The sequence below is a fragment of the Nocardia sp. NPDC004278 genome (assembly GCF_053602975.1).
Genome location: NZ_JBSGEQ010000007.1, coordinates 320,128 through 340,917, shown reverse-complemented (window position 1 = coordinate 340,917; position 20,790 = coordinate 320,128). Strand labels below are relative to the sequence as shown.

21 protein-coding genes are annotated in these 20,790 nt (G+C 67.0%); 8 read left to right on the top strand and 13 right to left on the bottom strand.

All coding sequences use genetic code 11. The features are described from left to right. Nucleotides 1-141 precede the first annotated feature (141 nt). Together ACWEO2_RS14295 and ACWEO2_RS14290 are read right to left on the bottom strand one after the other, a co-directional pair. Nucleotides 142-2,214: a thioredoxin domain-containing protein gene (locus ACWEO2_RS14295; protein ID WP_452405684.1), complete on the bottom strand. Its 2,073-nt coding sequence runs from the start codon at nucleotides 2,212-2,214 to the stop codon at nucleotides 142-144. 277 nt (nucleotides 2,215-2,491) lie between these two features. Beyond that, nucleotides 2,492-3,091: a TetR/AcrR family transcriptional regulator gene (locus ACWEO2_RS14290; protein ID WP_452405683.1), complete on the bottom strand. Its 600-nt coding sequence runs from the start codon at nucleotides 3,089-3,091 to the stop codon at nucleotides 2,492-2,494. A gap of 52 nt (nucleotides 3,092-3,143) precedes the next feature. Between ACWEO2_RS14290 and ACWEO2_RS14285 the strand changes: the two genes are divergently transcribed. Beyond that, nucleotides 3,144-4,034 (top strand): SDR family oxidoreductase, encoded by an 891-nt coding sequence (locus tag ACWEO2_RS14285; protein WP_452405682.1) that lies wholly within the window; start codon nucleotides 3,144-3,146, stop codon nucleotides 4,032-4,034. 43 nt (nucleotides 4,035-4,077) lie between these two features. On the opposite strand, the gene ACWEO2_RS14280 is transcribed toward ACWEO2_RS14285, so the two are convergent. Both ACWEO2_RS14280 and ACWEO2_RS14275 read right to left on the bottom strand, forming a co-directional pair. Next, nucleotides 4,078-5,043 carry an alpha/beta hydrolase family protein gene (locus tag ACWEO2_RS14280; RefSeq protein ID WP_452405681.1) on the bottom strand — a complete coding sequence of 322 codons (966 nt, stop codon included), beginning with the start codon at nucleotides 5,041-5,043 and terminating at the stop codon, nucleotides 4,078-4,080. A gap of 398 nt (nucleotides 5,044-5,441) precedes the next feature. Beyond that, nucleotides 5,442-6,308: an oxidoreductase gene (locus ACWEO2_RS14275; protein ID WP_452405680.1), complete on the bottom strand. Its 867-nt coding sequence runs from the start codon at nucleotides 6,306-6,308 to the stop codon at nucleotides 5,442-5,444. A gap of 75 nt (nucleotides 6,309-6,383) precedes the next feature. Between ACWEO2_RS14275 and ACWEO2_RS14270 the strand changes: the two genes are divergently transcribed. The 4 genes from ACWEO2_RS14270 to ACWEO2_RS14255 all read left to right on the top strand — a co-directional run bounded on the left by ACWEO2_RS14270 (nucleotide 6,384) and on the right by ACWEO2_RS14255 (nucleotide 9,605). Then, entirely contained in the window at nucleotides 6,384-7,001 is a 618-nt protein-coding gene (locus ACWEO2_RS14270; RefSeq protein ID WP_452405679.1) for a TetR/AcrR family transcriptional regulator, read from the top strand. Nucleotides 7,002-7,223: 222 nt separating this feature from the next. Continuing rightward, nucleotides 7,224-7,754: an ester cyclase gene (locus tag ACWEO2_RS14265; protein ID WP_452405678.1), complete on the top strand. Its 531-nt coding sequence runs from the start codon at nucleotides 7,224-7,226 to the stop codon at nucleotides 7,752-7,754. A gap of 2 nt (nucleotides 7,755-7,756) precedes the next feature. Beyond that, complete coding sequence (locus ACWEO2_RS14260) at nucleotides 7,757-8,686, top strand: NADP-dependent oxidoreductase (protein WP_452405677.1); 930 nt, start codon at nucleotides 7,757-7,759, stop codon at nucleotides 8,684-8,686. A gap of 79 nt (nucleotides 8,687-8,765) precedes the next feature. Continuing rightward, the gene (locus tag ACWEO2_RS14255; protein WP_452405676.1) at nucleotides 8,766-9,605 is read left to right on the top strand and encodes a helix-turn-helix transcriptional regulator; all 840 of its coding nucleotides are present in this window, start codon (nucleotides 8,766-8,768) and stop codon (nucleotides 9,603-9,605) included. 94 nt (nucleotides 9,606-9,699) lie between these two features. On the opposite strand, the gene ACWEO2_RS14250 is transcribed toward ACWEO2_RS14255, so the two are convergent. The 4 genes from ACWEO2_RS14250 to ACWEO2_RS14235 form a co-directional block, all read right to left on the bottom strand. Continuing rightward, entirely contained in the window at nucleotides 9,700-10,473 is a 774-nt protein-coding gene (locus ACWEO2_RS14250; RefSeq protein ID WP_452405675.1) for a TIGR03084 family metal-binding protein, read from the bottom strand. Between the two features lie 90 nt (nucleotides 10,474-10,563). Then, nucleotides 10,564-13,362: a helix-turn-helix transcriptional regulator gene (locus ACWEO2_RS14245; RefSeq protein ID WP_452405674.1), complete on the bottom strand. Its 2,799-nt coding sequence runs from the start codon at nucleotides 13,360-13,362 to the stop codon at nucleotides 10,564-10,566. Nucleotides 13,363-13,373: 11 nt separating this feature from the next. After that, on the bottom strand, nucleotides 13,374-13,958 hold the full coding sequence (locus tag ACWEO2_RS14240; RefSeq protein WP_452405673.1) for a hypothetical protein: 585 nt from the start codon (nucleotides 13,956-13,958) through the stop codon (nucleotides 13,374-13,376). Between the two features lie 37 nt (nucleotides 13,959-13,995). Beyond that, nucleotides 13,996-14,553 carry a cupin domain-containing protein gene (locus ACWEO2_RS14235; protein ID WP_452405672.1) on the bottom strand — a complete coding sequence of 186 codons (558 nt, stop codon included), beginning with the start codon at nucleotides 14,551-14,553 and terminating at the stop codon, nucleotides 13,996-13,998. 268 nt (nucleotides 14,554-14,821) lie between these two features. Between ACWEO2_RS14235 and ACWEO2_RS14230 the strand changes: the two genes are divergently transcribed. Both ACWEO2_RS14230 and ACWEO2_RS14225 read left to right on the top strand, forming a co-directional pair. Continuing rightward, nucleotides 14,822-15,820, top strand: a complete 999-nt coding sequence (locus ACWEO2_RS14230) for an AraC family transcriptional regulator (RefSeq protein ID WP_452405671.1) — start codon at nucleotides 14,822-14,824, stop codon at nucleotides 15,818-15,820. 24 nt (nucleotides 15,821-15,844) lie between these two features. After that, nucleotides 15,845-16,792 (top strand): LysR substrate-binding domain-containing protein, encoded by a 948-nt coding sequence (locus ACWEO2_RS14225; RefSeq protein ID WP_355176748.1) that lies wholly within the window; start codon nucleotides 15,845-15,847, stop codon nucleotides 16,790-16,792. Here the strand turns inward: ACWEO2_RS14225 and ACWEO2_RS14220 are convergent. Then, nucleotides 16,744-17,646, bottom strand: a complete 903-nt coding sequence (locus tag ACWEO2_RS14220) for a serine hydrolase (protein WP_452405703.1) — start codon at nucleotides 17,644-17,646, stop codon at nucleotides 16,744-16,746. The genes ACWEO2_RS14225 and ACWEO2_RS14220 overlap by 49 nt on opposite strands. Nucleotides 17,647-17,749: 103 nt before the next feature. On the opposite strand from ACWEO2_RS14220, the gene ACWEO2_RS14215 reads away from it, so the two are divergent. Then, the gene (locus tag ACWEO2_RS14215; protein WP_452405670.1) at nucleotides 17,750-18,304 is read left to right on the top strand and encodes a GyrI-like domain-containing protein; all 555 of its coding nucleotides are present in this window, start codon (nucleotides 17,750-17,752) and stop codon (nucleotides 18,302-18,304) included. 81 nt (nucleotides 18,305-18,385) lie between these two features. Here ACWEO2_RS14215 and ACWEO2_RS14210 read toward each other — a convergent pair whose 3' ends face one another. The 4 genes from ACWEO2_RS14210 to mca all read right to left on the bottom strand — a co-directional run bounded on the left by ACWEO2_RS14210 (nucleotide 18,386) and on the right by mca (nucleotide 20,694). After that, the gene (locus ACWEO2_RS14210) at nucleotides 18,386-18,952 is read right to left on the bottom strand and encodes a TIGR03086 family metal-binding protein (protein WP_452405669.1); all 567 of its coding nucleotides are present in this window, start codon (nucleotides 18,950-18,952) and stop codon (nucleotides 18,386-18,388) included. Between the two features lie 260 nt (nucleotides 18,953-19,212). Then, on the bottom strand, nucleotides 19,213-19,575 hold the full coding sequence (locus tag ACWEO2_RS14205) for a hypothetical protein (protein WP_452405668.1): 363 nt from the start codon (nucleotides 19,573-19,575) through the stop codon (nucleotides 19,213-19,215). Next, nucleotides 19,541-19,810, bottom strand: coding sequence for a hypothetical protein (locus ACWEO2_RS14200; RefSeq protein WP_452405702.1), 270 nt, complete (start codon nucleotides 19,808-19,810; stop codon nucleotides 19,541-19,543). Before ACWEO2_RS14200 ends, ACWEO2_RS14205 begins: the two co-directional genes overlap by 35 nt. Beyond that, nucleotides 19,810-20,694 (bottom strand): mycothiol conjugate amidase Mca, encoded by an 885-nt coding sequence (gene mca / locus ACWEO2_RS14195; RefSeq protein WP_354951533.1) that lies wholly within the window; start codon nucleotides 20,692-20,694, stop codon nucleotides 19,810-19,812. The genes ACWEO2_RS14200 and mca overlap by 1 nt, the downstream gene beginning before the upstream one ends. Nucleotides 20,695-20,790: the final 96 nt, after the last annotated feature.

Here is a 20,790-nt window from a genome sequence, read left to right as displayed (position 1 = left end):
TCGCTCGTCCGGTACGACGACCGCGCGCTCCAGGACGGCCTCGTCACGAGTGGGGGCCGCCCGGACTTCGGGCGGCAGGTCGGCCGGCGCACGATCCAAACGGTCCATGCGGAGCAGACCGCGGGCAACCGCTGGTGCAGGCTAGGGGCGTTTCAGCGAGGCGCTCAGGTCGGCAGGAGTCGTCACCGGAAGGTCGCAGACCGAGCCGCGGCAGACGTAGGCGGCCGGTGCGCCGTTCTTCTGGGGTCGGTCGGCCAGGAGGGGAACCGAGTCGGCGGGTGCGGCGATAATGACCGTGCCGCCCGGGGCTTCGGTGCGTGCGGTGGCGATCAATTCCATTGCCGCGGTGGAGCTGTCGGCCGCAATCGCGACCTGCAGCGGGCCACGGAGGGCGGCTTCGGCGACGGTCAGCCATTGACCTGCCGAGCGCGGAGCGCGGGCGAGGACGACCGCGCCGCGGGCGAGCGTCTGGTCGGCCAGTTCGCGGTAGCGCAGGGCGGGTTCCGGTGCACTGGCGGCAGCGGCGGTGAGCAGGGCTTCGGCCAGTGCGGAGGCACCCGCCGGGGTGGCGCCGTCGATGGGGTCGCGGGGACGCGTGACGAGGGTTTCGGCATCGTCGGCGGTGTCGAACCAGCTGCCGGGGGCGGCGGGATCGGCGAAGTGCTGAATCGCCTTGTCGAGCAGGCGTTGTGCGTCTTCGAGCCAGTCCAGTTGGCCGGTGGCCTGATGCAGGGCGAGCAGGCCGGTGACCAGCCAGGCATAGTCCTCCAGGACGCCGGGAGACGCACCGACGACACCACCGAGGGAGGCGCGGCGCACCCGGCCGTCGACCACATGCTCGGCCAGCAGGAAGCGGGCGCAGCGGATGGCGGCGTCCAGCCAATCATCTTGCCGCAGTGCGGAGCCCGCTTCGGCGAGAGCGGTAATGGCCATACCGTTCCATGCGGTCACGACCTTGTCGTCGCGGTCCGGCTGTGGGCGTCGGCCACGGGCCGCCCGCAGCGTCGCACGAATCCGCTCGAAGCGCTCGCGGGCGACCGCCGCGGTGGCCGAGTCGGATAGGGCATCGGGGTCGGAGTAGCGGGTGAGGACCGAGGTGCCCTGTTCGAAGTTACCGGCGGTGGTGACCCCGAAAACCTCAGCGGCCCATGCGCCGTCGATGGAACCGAGTTCGCCGATCAAGTCGGCGGGCGCCCATACGTACGTCGCGCCCTCGACGCCGGGACCGCCGGATTCCAGGTGCGTATCGGCATCGAGCGCGGAGGCGAACCCACCACCGTCGGTACCGAGATCATCGATGATGAACTGCACGGTCTCCCGAGTGACCCTGTGCGCCAAGGACTCCCGGGCCGGCTCGGGAGTACGCCGGGCGAGATGCGCATAGGCGCGCAGCAATTGAGCATTGTCGTAGAGCATCTTCTCGAAATGCGGCACCACCCAGGCGGCATCGACGGAGTAGCGCGCGAAACCGCCGCGCAACTGGTCGTAGATACCACCGCGCGCCATGGCCTCGGCGGTGCGGTTGACCACATCGAAGACGGCCGCGTCGCCGGTGCGCTCCCAGCTGCGCAGTAGCCCCTCCAGCAGCGCCGATGGCGGAAACTTCGGTGCGCCGCCGAATCCGCCGTGTTTGGGATCCTCATCGCGGATCACCGCGGCGACGGCGTGCGCGAGCAGGTCGGCCGAGATCGCCACCTCGGCATCGGGCAGTCCGGCGGTTTGCGCTCGCAACGCCGCGGTCACCTGGGCGGATGCCTGGTCCACTTCGTCGCGGCGGGTCTTCCAGGTATCGGTAATGGCGGCGAGCAACTGGGTGAACGACGGCATCCCGCCGCGCGGCAGTTTCGGGTAGTAGGTGCCGCAATAGAACGGTTCGCCACCCGGGGTGAGGAAGCACGTCATCGGCCAGCCCCCCTGACCGGTCATCGCCACCGTGGCATTCATATAGACCGCATCCAGATCCGGACGCTCCTCGCGATCCACCTTGACGCACACGAAGTTGTCATTCATCAACGCGGCCGTCTGCGCGTCCTCGAACGATTCATGTGCCATCACATGACACCAGTGACAGCTCGCATACCCGACCGACAGCAGGATCGGCACATCCCGCGCCGCCGCCTCCGCCAGCGCATCCGCATCCCACTCCCGCCAATCCACCGGATTGGCGGCGTGCTGACGCAGATAGGGAGATGTCGCACCAGATAATTGGTTCACACCCATCAACCTCCTGTGTCAAGCCAGCACGTAACTCGCTCAGCGCCTCGAACCACACGATGGAGATCGGCGGTATGGCAAAACCTGCCCCGCCACCACACCGGAGACTCGTGGGCCATCACTTGAAGAGTAGTACGCCATCACATGGCGGCGGCTACGGCAGCCGATAGTCCGGCTCGGAACTGAAACCGATTGCGCGTGTTGACAATTGCTGTCCACCGGCGGACGAACCCGCGGACCGTCGACGACCCGGCGCTCTAGCAGTACGCCGAGCGCGTCACGAAGCCTCCGTGTGGACCTGGCGATCGATCATGCACACCAGGGTCGAGACAAGTTCCTCGGCCGTGACGTGCCACTTCTCTTCGGGCAGGTGCCCGCTGATCTGCATCACCGTGATCCCGTGCGCGCTGGTCAAGAGCAGCGCCCCGAATCGCTCAGCGTGCTGTGCGCCGACGACTTCGCCGACGATGGCGAGGAATTCGTCCTGGGCGCGCTCGGCCGCCCGGGTCGAGGCGTCGATCGCGGATGCGTCGCCGGCCGGGGAGGTGAACATCAGCTGGTACCGGTGCGGCTGACGACGGCCGACGGTCATCAGCGCGGTCAGGGCGCGTTGCAGCTTGTCGGCCGGGGATATCTGCGGATCGGCGCGCACGGCCCGCACCTGATCCGCGAGCCGGTCCAGTGCCTCGGTTGCAATGGCGGTCAGCAGGCTGTCCTTGTCGGGAAAGTGCCGGTACGGCGCACCGCGGGTGACCCCCGCGCGCGCCCCGACTGCGCGCAACGTCACCGCGTCCGGGCCACCGCTGTCCAGCAGGTCGGCGGCGGCGTCCAGCAGGGTGCGTCGCGTGGTGGCGGCGGATTCCATGCGGCTGACCATGCCGATCACAATACAGTTGACGCTGTCATCTGAGATGCCTATCGTCATCAAGATGACAATGTCATCTGAAAAATCGCGGAAACCTCAGGGCTGCGTCGTCGTGACCGGGGCCTCGACCGGGATCGGCGCGGCGGCCGCACGCGAACTGGCTCGCCGAGGATTCCATGTCATCGCCGGAGTCCGCCGCGACCAGGACGCCGACGCGCTTCGCACGGACCGCATCGAGCCGATCATTCTCGACATCACCGAGCCGGATCACATCGCGCGACTGGCCTCCCTCTTCGCCGATGGGTCGCGGACAGGTGCGCTGCGGGCGCTGGTGAACAATGCCGCCATCCAAATCAACGCCCCTGTCGAGACCCTGCCGTTGGACGAGTGGCGCAGGCAGTTCGAGGTCAACCTCTTCGGTCACATCGCCGTCACCCAAGCGTTGCTGCCCGCGCTGCTGCGCAACTCGGGCCGCGTGATCAACATCAGCTCGGTCGGCGGGCGAGTCGCCATGCCCGCATACGGCCCCTACGCGGCAACGAAGTTCGCCCTCGAGGCGGTCAGCGACTCGCTGCGCCGGGAACTGGCGCCGCTGGGCGTGCAAGTCGTCGTCGTCGAGCCCGGAGCGGTCCGCACCGAGATGTCGGACCGGGTCATCGCCGCCACGAACCAGCAGGCCGCTGCCATGTCACCGGAACAGCGCGACCGCTACGGAAGGCTGATCCAGGCGGTGAACGCACACGCCGCCGCCCATATCCCGAATGGCAGGCCCGCCGACGACGCCGCCCGGGTGATCGCGAAGGCCGTAACCGCCGGCAAGCCCCGCACCCGCTACACCGTGGGCCGTGACGCGGCCCTGATCACCCGCCTGTCACGGGTACTACCCGACCGGACGCTCGACCGCATACTCGCGATCAGCCTCCGTCCGCATTACCCGACGACCACCGTTGCATGAATCGCATGCGAGCAAAGCAGCGGCCGACCATGCCGGTTAAGGACTACTTGGACTCGACGCGCCCCAGCGGGTCGGGTCCCGCCGTCAGCGCATCACACGCCGTCTGCCAAGCGGAATCCCCGGGGTACAGCGCACTGCGGAGGTAGGCCGAGGTGAGCCGCTGGACCACTGCGACTCTTTCCGGGTTCTCGTCGGTGGTCTCGGCGACGTCGTATCCGGAGATCCCGCCGAGGCCGTGTTCGGCGTCGGCCAGGGTCAGCAGGGTTTTGCGACCCGGGGAGAGGAAGTACGGATCGGTGTGCCAGTCCGGCCCAACGACCGTCAGGTGGGTGGAGGTGTCCTTGTCACCGGCGACCACCAGCGCGGGTGTCGTCATGGTGGTGAAGTCCGCGGTCAGGAAGAAGGGATAGTTCTCGACAACGAATTCGGTGAGGGCATCGCCGCCTCGCCCGGGCGCGGCGAGCAGCACTCCCGCCGCGATCCGGGGATCGGCCAGATCCACTTCCATTTCATCGCGGGGATCGGTGAGCCGCGCGCCCAGCAGCAGGCTCGCGGTGTGCCCGCCCATCGAGTGTCCGGCCACCGCGACCTTGCCGTGGTCCAAGCGGCCGCGCAGCTGCGGGACCGCGGCCTCGATCGCGTCGAGTTGGTCGAGGATGCGTCTCATATCCTCGGCCCGCGACCGCCAGTACAGCGGCGCCTCCGGATCATCGGGGTTCAGGTCGGGAGCACCGGCCAGCGTTTTCGAGTCCAGGTGGGTGGGCTGGATGACGGCGAAGCCGTGCGCGGCCCAGTAGTTGGCAAGGGGCGCATAGCCGTTCAGCGAGGACAGGTGGTTCGAGTAGCCGTGACCGTGCGAGAGCAGGATGATCGGCAACTCGCTTCCGGTCACCGGTGCCGAGACCCGCAGTTGCAGATCCACGGGGCGGCCGGGAACCGGCAGCACCACCGGAGCGACCGAGAAGACAGGACCGGGGGCGTCGGGTGTAGCGACAGTCGATTCACTCATGATGCGTACTTCCTTGCTGGGGATGTCGGCCGCGCTCCAAAGCGGAACGTTGCTCCGGAACTATACGGAGCAACGTTCCGCTTTGTAAACCCGTTCAGTGCCACGGCTACTACTTGCCGGGCGAGCCGAGTGCGGACAACAAGCCGCGCAGCCATCGCCCCGGCCGCTGACGCATCGGCGGAGCAACGGGTAGCGACGGCTGCGTGGACCAGCCGGACCGGATGTGGAGTACCCGCGGGTCAGCGATAGCGGGAGAAGGGTGCGAGCAGACCCGTGGCGCGGGCGACGGCATCGGCGCGGCGGTTCACGCCGAGTTTGCACGTCCCGAATGCGAAGGGACGCAACACAAGGTTGTCCGCCAGCAGTTGCGAACGCCTGGAACTACGGCCGTCATGGACCTACCCAGCGAGCTGGGCGCCATCCGGGAAGTCGGTCGAACGAGACAGGTCGGCCCAGCGCTCGATCTCGTCGTCCACGACCGCCCGGCCCGCGGTGATCAACCGCAGGGCATCGGAGCCGAGCACCAGGTGTGTCGGCGCGTCGCCGGTGTCGAGCACCGACAGCACGGCGGCCGCGGCCTTGCGTGGATCGCCGAGTTGCTTGCCGCTGGCGGACAGTCTGCGCTCGCGAATCGGGTTCATCAAAGCGTCGTATTCGGCGATCGAGCGTTCGGTACGGACCATCGACCGGCCTGCCCACTCGGTGCGGAATGATCCGGGTGCGATCGCGGTGACGTGAATCCCGAACTGCGACACCTCCTTTCCGAGCGTCTCCAGGATTCCTTCCAGCGCGTACTTGCTGCCGTGGTAATAGGCCAGGCCCGGAACGGTCATCAGTCCACCCATCGAAGTGACCGCGAAGATATGACCGCGGCGACGACCACGCATATGCGGCAGCGCGGCCTTGATGGTGGCGACCGCCGCGAAGACGTTCACGTCGAACTGTGCTCGCAGTTCGGCCATCGGCGACTCCTCCAGGACGCCTTCGTGCCCATATCCCGCGTTGGCGATGAGCACATCGATCGGGCCGACCGTTGCCTCGACATCGTCCACCGTGCGGAAGACCGCCTCATCGTCGGTCACATCGAGGATGCGCGCGATGGCCCGATCCGGGTGCAGCGCTTCGAATTCGGTCGCGTCGGCGCTGTTGCGAACGGTGCCGACCACCGTGTGACCGGCCTGCATCGCCGCTTCCGCGAAGCTCAGCCCGAACCCCGAGCTGACGCCGGTGATGAAAAAGACTCTCGCACTTGTCTGCTCGCTCATGGCCACGCAATCTACACTTAGTCAGAAAAAATCTACAATGCGTAGAAAAATTTCTATGGCGGGTAGAGTCGGTTCGTGCCAGACACCCCGACCAGACGAGGACGCCGACGCAACACACCGACGAAAGGTGATCTGCGTGAGCGCGCCATTCTCGATGCCGCCGAACGGCAACTGCAGGAGATCGGTTTCGAGCGCATGACGATCGAAACCGTCGCCACGGACGTGGGCATCACCCGGGGAGCGTTCTACTTCTATTTCGCATCCAAGAACGCCCTGCTCACGGCGCTGGTCGAACGCACAGTCGAGACACTGCGCACCGAGATCGACGACGCCGACGCCGCCGGTCCACCCGAGACGGCCATCCGCCGGGCCGTCGCCCGCACCGCTCAGATGTGGCGCGACCACGGCAACGTGGTGCGTGCCGCGGTCGACCTCGCGCCGACGGTGCCCGCGATCGAAGAATCCTGGCATTCGGCAGTGGCAGCCATCCGCGACACGACGCAGGGCATCGCGGAACGAGCGGGAATCCCCCACGACGACGGCCCCGCGGGCGCCCGCGCTGTCGCAACCGCCCTGGTATGGATGACCGAGCGCTCGTTCTATCAGGCTTCGCGGTCCGGCGGCCCGCTGGACGACACCGCCGCCACCGTCACCCATATCTGGCTCACCGCGCTAGGACTGGCCATGCGGTAGCGGCCCGGATCGCGGACGCGTGGATCCACCAGCTCTCCAGCGGCACAGCCCCGTTCGCGGCATCGGGCGGGTGGATGTGTGCTGACAGCGATCCGGGGGTTGTTGCCCCCTGCTGCCGGACGGTGGTGCCGGAAGCACCGGGGGAAGCCTCATCTGGATGGCCGCGGCGGCGACACCGACAGTTGAGCTCATCTCGGGAAGGCCCCAGAGAAGGGAGCAGGCATGCGCAAGACCCACGGGATCCCGGCCCCGATGGTGGTCGGGACCGGAGCGGGTACGGGCCACGGCACCAACACGATCGAAGGAAAGACAATGACGAGATCGCTCGACGAACTGATCGAGACCTTCTACCGCGGCTTCAGTGGCGATACCGCACTGTTCGATGACGTCGTGACACCCGACTGGGACGACATACCCCTCGGGCCGGATCAGGTGCCGGGACGTGATGGCATCAAACCCCTTGTCACAGCGATCAATCGAGCATTCGCAGACTTCAAGATAGTGGTTCACACCATCGTCGACGGCCGTGCAGACAACGGCAATGGCCTTGTCGCGGTGCGCGCCGAGATGTGCGGCACCCACGACGGTGATTGGTTCGGCGTACCCGCAACCGGGCAGCAAGTCCGCATCAGGATCCATGAATTTCACGAAGTGGTCGACGGCCGGATGGTACGGACCTGGCACCTCGAGGATTGGCTCGGATGGTTCCAGCAGGTGGGTGCGTGGCCGACGGTTGGAAACGAGGAGAAGTAGCAATGAAAGCAGTGCAGATTCAGGCGTACGGCGATCAGGCCGTGGTGCGGGATGTCCGAGCGCCGACCATCGGCGCGCGAGAGGTATCGGTGCGTGTTGCGGGCTACGCCGCCAATCCGCTGGACCTGAAGATCGGCTCGGGCGTGATGCACGACTATTTCCCGGTCGAATTTCCCTACACGCTGGGTACCGACCTGTCCGGAACAGTTGTGGCAGTCGGCGACGACGTCACCGGATGGTCGGCCGGTGACCGAGTCGTCGCACGCCTCGATCCGCGCCAGGGTGGCGCCGCCGCCGAATATGCCGTGGTACCGGCAGACCAGCTGGTCCGGGCACCCTCGACTGTTTCACTGCATGTCGCAGCCGGGATTGTGACCGCCGCCGCCACCGCCTGGCAGGCGTTGACCCAGGTAGCAAACATCCGATCAGGACAGACGGTGCTGGTGCACGGCGGTGCGGGCGGGGTCGGCAGTTTCGCGGTCCAATTCGCCCGCGATCTCGGCGCCCAGGTGACCACGACGGCTTCCGGCGCGGGAGTCGACATCGCGCAGAAGTTGGGGGCCCACCAGGTCATCGACTACACCGAAACCGATTTCACGACGGTGGCAGCGGACGTCGATGTCGTGCTCGACACCATCGGTGGTGTGAACGAGGTGCGGTCATTGGACGTCCTTCGAAGTGGTGGAATTCTCGTGGCGACGCCTGCCCCACCCGACGCCGAGCGTGCCACCAGCCGTGGCGTGCGTGCCGAATTCGTCTTCCACAGCTCGGATGCGACCCGGCTCGCGACCGTGGTCGAGAAGATCGATTCCGGCACGTACATCCTGCTCGACCGCGTACTGCCGCTCGGCGAAGCGCCCGCAGCACTGGACCACCTCGCCGAGGGCAAGGCCAAGGGCAAGGTCGTCCTCGTCGCCGACAGCGTCGTCTGAGAGCGGGCGCGGTCACCTCGCCGAGAGTGGTGCCGTCACCCCCTGGTAGGTGGCGGGACCGGGTACAGATACTGAATGCATGGATCTCTCGGAACTCGGCGCCTTCCTGAAGTCCCGGCGAGACCGGGTGCGACCGGCCGACATCGGACTTCCCACCGGACCCCGTCGGCGCGTACCCGGTTTACGTCGTGACGAGGTGGCGACGGTCGCCGGGGTATCCACCGACTATTACGTGGAGTTGGAGCAGGGGCGCGGAGTTCAGCCGTCCGAACAGATGCTGGCGGTGCTGTCGCGGACACTGCGCCTCAGCTCCGACGAACGAGATCACCTCTACCACCTGGCCGGGCGTCCACTACCACCGGTGCACGGCATCGCCGCGCATGTTCATCCGGGCATGCTCGACCTCCTCGACCGGCTTCCGAACACCCCGGCACAGGTGATCACCGATCTCAGCGCGCCACTGGTGCAAAACCCGCTCGCAAGAGCGCTGCTGGGCCCGCCGAGGGGCGGAAAAGGCATCGAGGCGAGTTTCATCTACCAGTGGTTTGCGGACCCCTCCGTCCGTGCGCTCTACCACCCCGACGAACACGCATACCACTCCCGGGTGTTCGTGGCGGATATGCAGGCGGTCGCCGCGCGCCGTGGGAAAGATCCCGAAGTCATCGCACTTACGCAGAAGCTTTTGGGGCTCAGCGCAGAATTCGCAGAGCTCTGGGGGCGGCGTGACGTCGGCGTCCGTCGAGCAGACCGCAAGCGGCTGATCCACCCGGTCATAGGCGAGCTCGAACTGAACTGCCTCAGCCTGCTCAGCGAGGACGGCACCCAACGGCTGCTCTGGTTCACCCCCGTGCCGGGCACACGGGCGGTCGAACAGCTCGAATTGCTTTCGGTGGTCGGTGAACAAGAAATAGCCCAGTGATCGGCCGGGCCCGCCGATTACCTGGTCGCGGCACCGACCGCCGCCGCCGAACATCTCACGCCGCTACACATGCGACGCCGATGTGCGCACCACTTCAGAGGAAAACGCGAGCGATCTCCAGCCACTTGCGGGCGTCCTCGCCGACCGCGGTGAGGTCGGTCTCGGCCAGGGACCTGCGTTGGGTGACTCGAAGACAGAAGTCGCGGGCACTGCCCTGAACCCGTTGCCCGGCATCTTCTGGGCCCCAGACCCAGGTCCGGCCGTCGGGACCGGTCAGCTCGACACGGAACGGCTCTGCCGGAGTAGGCAATTGGGCCGCGTAGAACGACAGCTCTCGCCCTACGACTCCCAAGGAGGCCACATGCCGGAGCCGACCCGTCGGACGGTGTGCAACACCCAGCGCATCGAAAACGTCCTGCCCGTGAGCCCACGTTTCCATCAGCCGAAGCGGCACCATGAGCGCGGCGGTCAACTGCGAGCCGTACCACGGAAACCCGTGGTCCAGTGGAACATCACGCAGCGCGGCCGCCACCTCGGTTCGACCGGCACGCCATTGTTCCAGCAGTACCGATCGCGGTTTCGCCGCTCCCGCGGCAGCGTCGAGATCGGCGTATCGGCTGCCTGCGGCTTCGGCCTGCTTCAGCACGGCGTCGAACGCCTCCGGGGTCCGTATGGCGATGAGAACATTCGCATCGGCTGCGGCAAGATGAGCGATCTGGTGGGCGATCGTCCACCCCGCTGCCGGCGTGTCCTTGGACCAGTCGGCCTGCGCTGACACCAGGGCGTCGAGCTCATCTCCTTCAGCCACCAAGTCGGGCAGCGCCAGATCGCGCTCCACCTCGGACATATCAAGGCCGTAATCCAACATCCCGTATCACCTTCACACGCATGGTCGAACATGATCACCACCACGATAGACAGCGACTGCGCCACACCAGGTTTCGCGCTGTCGGCGCGGTCACATACGCGGCATGCCCGCGGCGATCTCGCGCCGTGATCGCATATCGAGTTTGGCGAGGATCTTCGATACGTGGGACTGAACTGTGCGGTGCGATAAGAACATCTGCGCCGCGATGCCGGAATTGGAACGGCCTTCGGCGACCAGCACCGCTACCCTGCGCTCGGTATCGGTCAGTGCCGCCCAGCCGGATTTGGGGCGGTTGCGCCGGCCGCGCACACCTCGTCGAATTTCGTACGGCCGCACGCGCGCGGCCGTACGGGCGATATCCCACGATGCGCCGAGTCGGCCGTAGATCGCTATCGCGGTATCCAGCGAGCGACGAGCGTCGGCATCGGATCCGTTGGCAGCGAGCAGCACGGCGGCGTTCTCGTATGCCTGTGCTTCGTAGAGCGGCCGTCCGGACTGCCGGAAGGCCTGGGCGGCCGCCAGCAGGCGATCAGAATCACGCTCGGCCAGACCGCGACACAGCAGCGCTGTTCCGCTCCGGGAAGCGGTCGGCTCTCGCGCCACGAGTTCGTCGGCGCTGGCCGCAACCGACCGCGCCGCCTCCGGGTCACCGACGTCCGCGGCCAGTCGAGCGATATCCGGGAAGATGTAGTACAGCGTGGCCGCGGCCGAGCGGTCGGCCGGTCGCTCGTGGGTCTCGACGAGCAGCTTCAAGGCCAGGTCCGGATGACCGCGGGCCTCGTGGGTCAATGCTTCGGCCCACGAGTGCAAGTGCGCGTAGTCGGTGGTGCCCACGCGGTCGCCCGGCAGCGGAATGCTGTCCACATCCGGTAGGAACGTGCCGCGGTGAATACCGATCAGCGCCGCGAGGGTGGGCGCGACCGTCGAGTACCCGAGCACGTCCGGCGCCGCCGCGCCCGCGCTGCATTCGGCCACCGCGTCATCCCAGCGACCGTCGAGCAGATGTAGCCGTGCCTTGGCGACCAGGTTCGAGCACAGGTGCTCGCCTCGGATACGGCGGTTGTGCGCGATCGCCTGTTCCAGTACGTCTTCGGCCTCGGTCAGGCGATCGAGCTCGATCAGACAGTCTGCCCGCAGCGCGTATGGATCGAACTGATCCGGTCCGGCGCCGTCGGTCGAGGCTATGGGTATTCGAGTACTCAGCTCCAGCGCCTCGGCGAGATCGCCGCGGGCATATCGGATCGCGCCGACGACGGCGAGTCCGCACCCGACGGTGCGCAGATCTCCACTGGATTCCCCCATCGCGACCGCCGCTCGGCCAGCCCGCTCCGCCGCATCGAACCGCTCGAGGGATAGATTGAGCACAGCGCGCATGCGTTGCAAGCGGCCCGCCTGCTCGGCATGGAGATCCATTGTGCGCAGCGCGGTTTCGGCGATGTCGACGGCATCGGCCATGCGCCCCTGGGCCTGGCAGGCGCTAGCGAGCAGCCAGCGCAATTCGATATCGTCGCCGCACTCCGGGCGCGCCGACAGTGCAGCGCGCGCCTCGGCCTCCGCCTCGGCCGTCCGGCCGCTGCACAGCAGCGCCTTGATATACGAGCGGATCAGCTGTGGATCATCGGACTCCACGACCGTCAGCGCGCGCCGCAATAGCTGCACCGCCAGCTCAGGGGTTCGAGAGGCCAGCTTGTCGGCTACCGCGACCAGCCAGTCGATGCTGGTCCGGTCCAGTTCGTGGTCGGCGACCGCCAAATAGTGTGCGATCCGCTCGATCGGCGCGTTGGTCGTCTGCAGAACCTGTCCAGCCCGGCGCAGCAGACCGGCGCGCACCGTAGCGGGCAGCTGATCGGACAGTACGTGGCAGATCAAGTCGTGACGGAACATCACTTCGGAGTCCACCCGCATCAGCAATCCGATCACCATCGCATCACTGACCACGCTCCACACATCCAGCAGGGGTTGGTTCAGAACCGCCGCCAATTCCGTGACGTCGACGACCGGGCCCAGCGCGGCGGCAGTCGCCAGCACGTTCCGTGTCCGGCGGGGCAGAAAGTCCAGCCTCCGCGAAATCGCCTGCGCGAGTGTCGCGGACGGGCGCTGCCCGGCGACCGCCTCGGTGCGATCGGCAGTGCCGGCGACCACCGTGATCGCCTGCTCGCGCAGCAGGGCGGCCACCAATTCGGTGATATAGAGCGGATTGCCGCCCGCGCCCGCAACCTCCCGCAGCAATGCCGGGCCGGGTGCGGCACCGACGAGATGCGACACCAATTCCGCTGTCGCCGCGTCGGATAGTCCACCGAGACGGATCTGCGCGGCGCGGCATTCGACGAGTTCTGCCGAGAGTGCGGTGAACACCGAGTCCTGGGGCTGTGGGCGTGCCGCGAGCAGTAGCAATAGTGGTAGCTCATCGATGCGGGCACACAGTCGCTGCAACACCGACAGGCTCGACCTGTCGGCCCAGTGGACGTCGTCCACTATCAGCGCGAGCGGGCCCCTCGCACACCAGGTCTCGATGTGATCGAGGATCGCCTCGGCGATGACGATCTCGGGCGTTGCCTGCGCGTCGCCCGACGGATCGTCGCTGTCGATCAGGGCGCGGATCGGATCCGCCCCCGGCGCGTCGGCGTTGTGGTCGACGTCGAGCCAGGAGAACAGCGCCGCGAACGGTACGGTCTGGCCTGGTTCGCTGGCGGCGCCGAGTCGAATTCGCAAACCTGCCGCCGTAAACCGTGCCCCGGCCGCGTCCAATAGCGCTGTCTTACCGATACCCGGTTCGCCCTGTACCAGCACCACGGCGCCCTGCCCCGCGGCGGCCCGGCGCGCGAGCGCCGCCAGCGTGTCGATCTCGCCCGCACGACCGATGACGACCGACGTGCGGGAGTCATGCATGTGGGTGAGCCCTAACTACCACGGGCGCAGCTGACAGACCGAAAGGTCCGGGCCGGACCGGAAGGCCGCGCCGTCGACGAACAGGGCACGCTCGGGCCCGACAACCGGCGGATGGACTCCGGTACTACCTCGATATCCCCGGACGCGGATACGGTGATCGACGGCAAATCCCATTGTCGTGCCGACTTTTCGGCGCGCCAGGCAAGGTTCCATCCGAACGGCATCAGATGGACGCGTTCCCCGTAGTCCCCCAATTGTTCGGAAAGATCCGCAAGCACGTCGAGGGTGTCGGCGATGTGAGTGAGGACATCCAGTGGACGGGCGGCCGACGTGAACCGACTACCCCGGGTCGTCCAGTGCGGAGTTCCGGCGATAACGATATGGTCCGCCTCGCTGACGAGGCACAGGTACCGGATCGCGCGAACGGCCTCGGCGGTCAAGGGGCAATCGCCCGGTTCGACATCGACTCGCACTACCAGGCAATCAGCGAACATCTGCGCCATGCCCACCGTCGGGAGGTCGACGGCCACGGCGCACGGACCGGCCGACACCAGCGTGTATTCGAAACTGCGCCAACGATTTCCGGCGGCCCTCATGTAAGAGGCCTCCGCCGTTGGCGCTGCTGGAGATGAGTCATGGCTGCGTCGGCGCATTCCGGTCGGCGACGCCGCAGAGGGCGTAACAGAAGACGAACGGCACCGCACCGTCGTTGAACCAGGCGTGCGGTGCGCCATTCTGGATCACGCAATCGCCCGACCGCAGCGATACATCGACACCGTCGCCGAGGCGCATGCGGCCCTGGCCGCTGAGCACGACCACGAAATCGATGCTCGCAGTGCTGTGTATGCCGGGCGCGGCGGGGTCGAATGCCGCCATCATCCCCGGCAGTTTCGCCTCCGCTTCCGCGGCGACGGCCGCCATGGCTTCCTCGGACAGCTCGGCGTCGGGCTCATAGGTCAGCCCCGGAGGTACGGAGATGAACCCGAAACGCAACCCGCCCGGGCCGGGAAAGTAACGCGTATCGGTTTGCGGCGGCATCCGGTCCACCGGCAGATCGGGCAGCTCGTCGAGCTCCCACATCCGATAGATTTCGGCGCCGGGCAGCAGCGCCAATGTCAGCGGGTCGATACTGTCGTCTGCCAGTACCCGTCCCTGCCCGGTTCCGTCGTCGCCGACCACGATTCTGCGCATGTGAACTCCCGATTATCTTCCGCGACCAGCCGAATCAGGTCGGCACCGAGATAGCCCGCACCTAGCCGATCCGAGCTATTCGGACCATAGCCGCGGCCCGCGCATCCCCACTTGTCCCAGCACGCATGAGCACTGTCCGAATGCGCAGAACTCGAATGCCCGCGATTTGCTGCTCCGGCGGTGATCCGCGCGGTTCTGCCGTAGTCTGCTACGAGAATTGGGGTCGACGCCTAGGCCACCGATGATCGGCGATCGGAGGGCGGAATTCATGGATCGAGCGGCTATCGCCGACTCCGCCACGACAAGTGTGGTGGACCCACATGAGCGAGCCGACTATTGGGCTCATCTGATCAGCACATATCACTGTCGGCTCGGCTACCGATTCCCCAGCCACACCGACTTCCAGGGGCACACTCAACTGCGCCGCACCGACGCCTATCAGCTCGTCGGCTGGAAATCGGATGCCGTCACCTACCTGCGCACCCCAGCGCACATCCGTGCCGACCCCGATGACGACTACCGGCTGATCGTTCCTCTCGTCGGGCAACTGTCCTTCCGCACCGACGACGGTTACGGGGTCCTCACGCCGGGAACCATGGGCCTGGTGGCCGTCGACCGGCCTTACGAGATGTCCATGTCCGACGGCACGCACGGGCTGATCATCACCATTCCGCACAAGGAAATACAGCATCGCCTCAACCGCGTCGCGCCGCCCAGCCACCCGCTGGATCTCACGAGCGGGCTCGGGCAGGTAACCGACGGGATCATCAGCGGCTTGTCCACCCAATCCGCCGTACTCACCGACCATCAATTCGACGCCGTCTCCGAACGGCTGGTGGATCTGATCTGCATGCAGATCCTCGGCGACCCGGGGAGCTCACCCACCCAGCTCGCCCATGTGGCGGCGACCGCCCGTCGGTATATCCACAGCCATGCCGGAGATCCGAACCTCACCGGCACATCGGTCGCCGGTGCGCTCGGCTGGTCGCTGCGTCAAATTCAACTGGCATTCAGCACTGTCGGCACCACGCCCAGTGATGTCATCCGGGAAGAACGCCTGCAATTGGCGCGCGACCGCCTGCGCAGCCCCGCCTACCGGCATCGAAGCATCACCGATATCGCATCGGAGCTGGGCTTCGGTTCGACCAGCAGCTTCAGCAAGGCCTTCCGCCGACGCTTCGACACCACGCCGGGACAACTCCGCGAAGGACCGGCGGGCCACGTCCAACCAAGCCGCACGACGTCATCGCCGGACATCAGCCGATAAGCACGACCACGCTATCGTCGCAGCGTGGACTCCCTGCGCCAGTTGCGGTACTTCGTCGCCGTCGCCGAAGAACTGCATTTCGGACGTGCGGCCGAGCGGCTGGGCATTGCGCAGCCGCCGCTGAGCCAGCGCATCCGCAAACTCGAGCAGGATCTCGGTGCGCGGCTGTTCGACCGGGACAGCCGACGGGTCGAACTGACCGAGGCGGGTCAGATCCTGCTCGCCGAATCCCGCGATCTGCTGGCCCGCTGGGATCGGGCGCAGCGGCTGGTGGGTAAGGCACATCGGGGTGAGATCGATGCGCTGCGGGTCGGGGTCCCACCCGAGCTGGCCGGGCGGGTGCTGGCGGCGATCCTCACCGCCTGCGAAGGTCGCGACGTCCGGGTCGATCTGCAGGAGCTGACCACCGCGGAACAGATCCGGCTGCTTGCCGACCGCCAACTCGATGCCGGGCTGCTCCAGCATCCGGTCGATGTGGTCGGCCTCGAACTCGGCCCCGAAGTCGAGACACCGCTCGGCGTGGTACTGCCGCGCGACTCGCCACTGGCCGTTCGCTCCTCGCTCACCCTGGCCGAGCTGGCCGGACTCGGTCTGGTGATCTTTCCGCGGGCCGCCGCGCCCGGACTCTACGACGCCACCCTGCGCACCTGCTGGGAGCACGGCTTCCGGCCCAGCCGGGTCCAGCACGCCCGCAACCCCGAATTCGTGCTCGGCATGGTGCTTTCCGGCCGCGGCGTCGCCTTCGACCAGGGCATGGTGGCGCAGAAGGAGCCCCGGGTCGTGTGGCGCCCGCTGACCGACACCTTGAGCTGGCGGCTCTCACTCGCCTGGCCCGCGGCGGCACCGCATCCCCTGGTGCACGAACTCGCCGACCTCATCGTCGAAGTAATTCAAGGCGACGGCGCGTCGCGGCCCGCACCCGCTCAGGAGGTGGCGCAGCGGCCGTGGAATGTCGTATTCGGCAGATCGTGACGGATGCGCTCGATCGCCAGCCGCGCGGCCTCGCCGATCGCATGATCGACATCGGGCAAGCGTTGCACGAGGGTATCGGCCCTGGTGAAAACCGCGACGGCATAGCGACTGCCGCCGGGATACTCCACCACGCCGATCTCATTGCGAATCGCGGGCAGTGAACCGGTCTTGCCCCACACCGACACCTCCGGCGGGAAGGCCGCGGCGAGCCGGTGCCAGTTGACCTGCTGTGCCATGAGTCCGCGCACCCACCGGCAGGCCTCGGGTGCGCCGGCGCGATCCTGGCCGAGCAGGGTGAGCAGGCGGGTCATATCGCGCGGCGTGCTCGCGGTGGTGTGGTGCGGGTCCATGGCACGGGTGGCGAGCACTTCGGACACGCTCAGCGTCGGGAAGCGGCGCGCGAATTCGGCGGTATCGGGTGCGCCGATATCCGCGGCCATGGTCTGCACGACATACCTGGGCGAGCCGACGATCCGGGTGCGGGTCAGGCCCAATTCGCGGACCAGCGAGCGCACATTGTCCAGGCCGACGCGATCGAACAGCAGGTCGGCGGCGGTGTTATCGCTCACCGACAGTGCGAAGAACGCGGCATCGCGCAGGCTGAATTCGACATCGTCCAGACAGCCCGCGGTGCCGACGCCACCGAGCCGGTCCGCCGCGCTCGCCCGCACCCGGTCGGTCGGATCGAGCTGACCGGCCACGACCTGCCGCGCGAACTCCAGTACCAGCGGCACCTTCACCACCGATGCCAACACCACCGGTTCGTCGGCACCGAGCCCGGCCGCGCCCTCGCAATCGAAACATCGGGCATGCACCCAGCCGTGCACGCCGACCTTACGGAAGATCTCCTCCACACTTGCCAAGCTTCCATACGGCAGCGATCCGAGTCATCTTGACTCTCCCGCCGATGGAGGGTTCAGGCTCGTCAGCGTCCGCATTCGACTGGGAGGACCCACGATGAAACTCGACCTGGCCAAGAGCGATAAGCACTACTACGACGCCACCACGCAACCGCAGCTGCGCACCTTCGACACCTACGGCTACCTGACGGTCACCGGCTCGGGCGCACCCGGCGGCGAGGTGTACACCGAGGCGGTGCAGACGCTGTACCGAACCGCCTACGGCGCCAAGAAGCTCGCCAAGGCGGATGGACAGGATTTCGTGGTGCCCAAGCTGGAGGGCCAGTGGTGGGTGAATTCCGATGAGCCGCCGCTGTCGGTGCCGCGCGAACTGTGGCAGTGGCAGCTGATGATCCGAATGCCCGATACCGTCACCGCCGAGATGGTCTCGGGCGCGACATTCGAGCGGCTGACCGAGGGCGAAGCGATCCAGGTCATGCACATCGGACCGTATGCGACCGAACCGGAGACGCTGGCTCGGATGGAGGCGTTCATGGCCGAGCAGAATTTGGTCATGAACGGCCGCCATCACGAGATCTACCTCTCGGATCCGCGCAAATCCCCCGACGCGAAGACCAGGACCATCCTGCGTCATCCCGTTCGCCGCGCCTGATCCGGCGATCGACCGGGCGACGCGAGCTCGGGCACAACGCCGAACGCGACGAAATCAGCTGCGCGGCAAGCGGTTACGCAATCAATATGCCCGCCCGAGATAACCGAGCAATCGGCGGTGCGCTGGCGCGTCGGCGGGCACGGCGACCTCCGCGCCGAACATGCCCGGTTTGCGGAAGCCGTCGAGGCCGCCCATCGCGTGCATGGAGGTCAGCAGTTCGGCGCACAGCTCGTCGTCGGCGAGATCGGGGCGGTCGATGGCCACCGCGATATCGATACCGTGTGCGACGACCTCGGTCAGATGGATCATGGCGGCGGCCGGGCCGGACAGGTCGCCGAGCGAGAAGTGAACGGTGCCGGTCAGTGCGTCGGGTCGATGCCAGGCCGCGCGGTCGACCTCGGACGCCGCGGCGAAGGCGCCCTGCGGATCGATGCCGAGCCAGTCGTCATCGTGTCCGGCGCCCGCGTCGGTGCCGCTCACCTCGGCGGCGAACAGGTGCATACCGCCCACGGCATGGTTGAGCACGGCGTGCACATCCCACTCCGAACACGGCGTCGACGCCGCGAGCCGGTCGCCGTCGACGGCGGCGACCACGATCGCGCCCGTCATATCCAGAGCGCGGTCGATCTGTCCGATCACATTGTCCATGGGCATCCTTCGCTCGAAGAGTTCGCAGAATGGGTAGCACGTCGGGGTGACATCCAAACTCGATCCAACGCCGCCCGAATCACCGAATCCAACACGGCAGGGACCCAAAAGCGTTGCGCTGCTGCACTTCCGGCGGATCTGTGTCTTCGAAACCGAAATGTCAACCGGTCATGCCGAACTCCGGATGCCACATGAGGACGTCGGCCAGACTGCTGCCGACCGACGGCCCCGCCCCGGCGGTCGGCAGCGGCCGAAATGCGCTATCCCAGCACCGGATAGTTGGAGCGGATCACCGACCGCGGATCGCGCGCACGCTTGATCTCCCGCAACCGCGCGAGCGTGCTCTCATCGAACGCCGCGGCGGCCGTCTCCTCCGGCGTGAGGAACGTGTACGGCTTGTGGCCGCTGATATGCGCGCCGATCGCATCGACGATCTCGGCCCGTCGGGCGGTGCCACTTCGCAGCCGTGCCCGAAAGCACCTGCGGCCCGTGGATCGGGCCGCGACTACCCCATAGACGAAATACGGCCCGCAAACGTAACACCGGCCGCCCGAATTCCTCGGGCGGCCGGTGTCGCGGCGGGCGCTATCAGGTCTTATCGGGCCGATCGCCCGAGTCGCCATTGCTCTCCTCGAGCCGGGTGATGCCCGGCTCGGTGCCCTCATCGGCCTCCTGATCCGGCTCCGGATGGTCGGGCTCGAAGGTCGCGGGCAGACCCTTGATATGCCGGTTCATCGACCGCACCAACAGCACGGTCCCGGCGAGCAGCACCAGAATGATCACCAGACCCAGCGGCGACGCCTTGCCGAACTCCGGTCCGGTCGGTGTGCCGGGCGCTTGAGCGAGCAGAGCCAACATCACCGGTGCTCGTCTTCGATACCGGCGAACAGGTCGGTCTCCGGGAGCGAGCTCGACACCCGGGACTTGGCCAGTTCGAACTCCTCGGTCGGCCACAGCCGCTGCTGCATCTCCATCGGAATCGCGAAGAACGCGCCGTTGGGATCGATCTGGGTGGCGTGGGCGCGCAGGGCGTCGTCACGCTGCGGAAAGTACTTGGCGCATTCGATCTGCGTGGTCACCCGGGTCATTCCGTCCGGGCGGCCCTGCCGGTAGGTGCGCATCCGCTCCAGCCACTCCTGCAGTGGGAACGGCTCGCCGATCCGCTCGTACTCCGCGGCGAAGACATCCAGGCGCGCCATGGTGAAGCCGTGGTCGTAGTAGATCTTCAGCGGCTGCCATGGCTCGCCCGCGTCCGGGAACCGCTCCGGATCGCCCGCCGCCTCGAATGCGGCCATCGACACCTCGTGGCAGCGGATGTGATCCGGATGCGGGTAGCCGCCGTTTTCGTCATAGGTGGTCATCACATGCGGTTTGAACTCGCGCACCACCCGGACCAGCGCCTCGACCGCCTCCTCCAAGGGGACCAGCGCGAAGCTGCCCTCCGGCAGCGGCGGCGGCGGATCGCCCTCGGGCAGGCCGGAGTCGACAAAACCGAGCCAGGTCTGCCGCACCCCGAGTGCGGCGGCCGCGGCGTCCATCTCCTCGCGCCGGATCTCATCGATCCGCTCCAGCACCCCCGGGGTATCCATCGCGGGATTGAGGATGCTGCCGCGTTCGCCGCCGGTCAGCGTGACGATGAGGACGTCATGGCCCTCGTCGGCATAGCGCGCGGTCGTCGCAGCACCCTTGCTGGATTCGTCGTCGGGATGGGCATGAACCGCCATGAGGCGAAAGCCACTCACGTCTCGTCCACCTCAGAACTCACCGTCATACCTCGTATCTCCGCCGCCGGGGTCCGATCTGCTGTCCCTATAGTTCCATTCGACAGACTTTTGTTC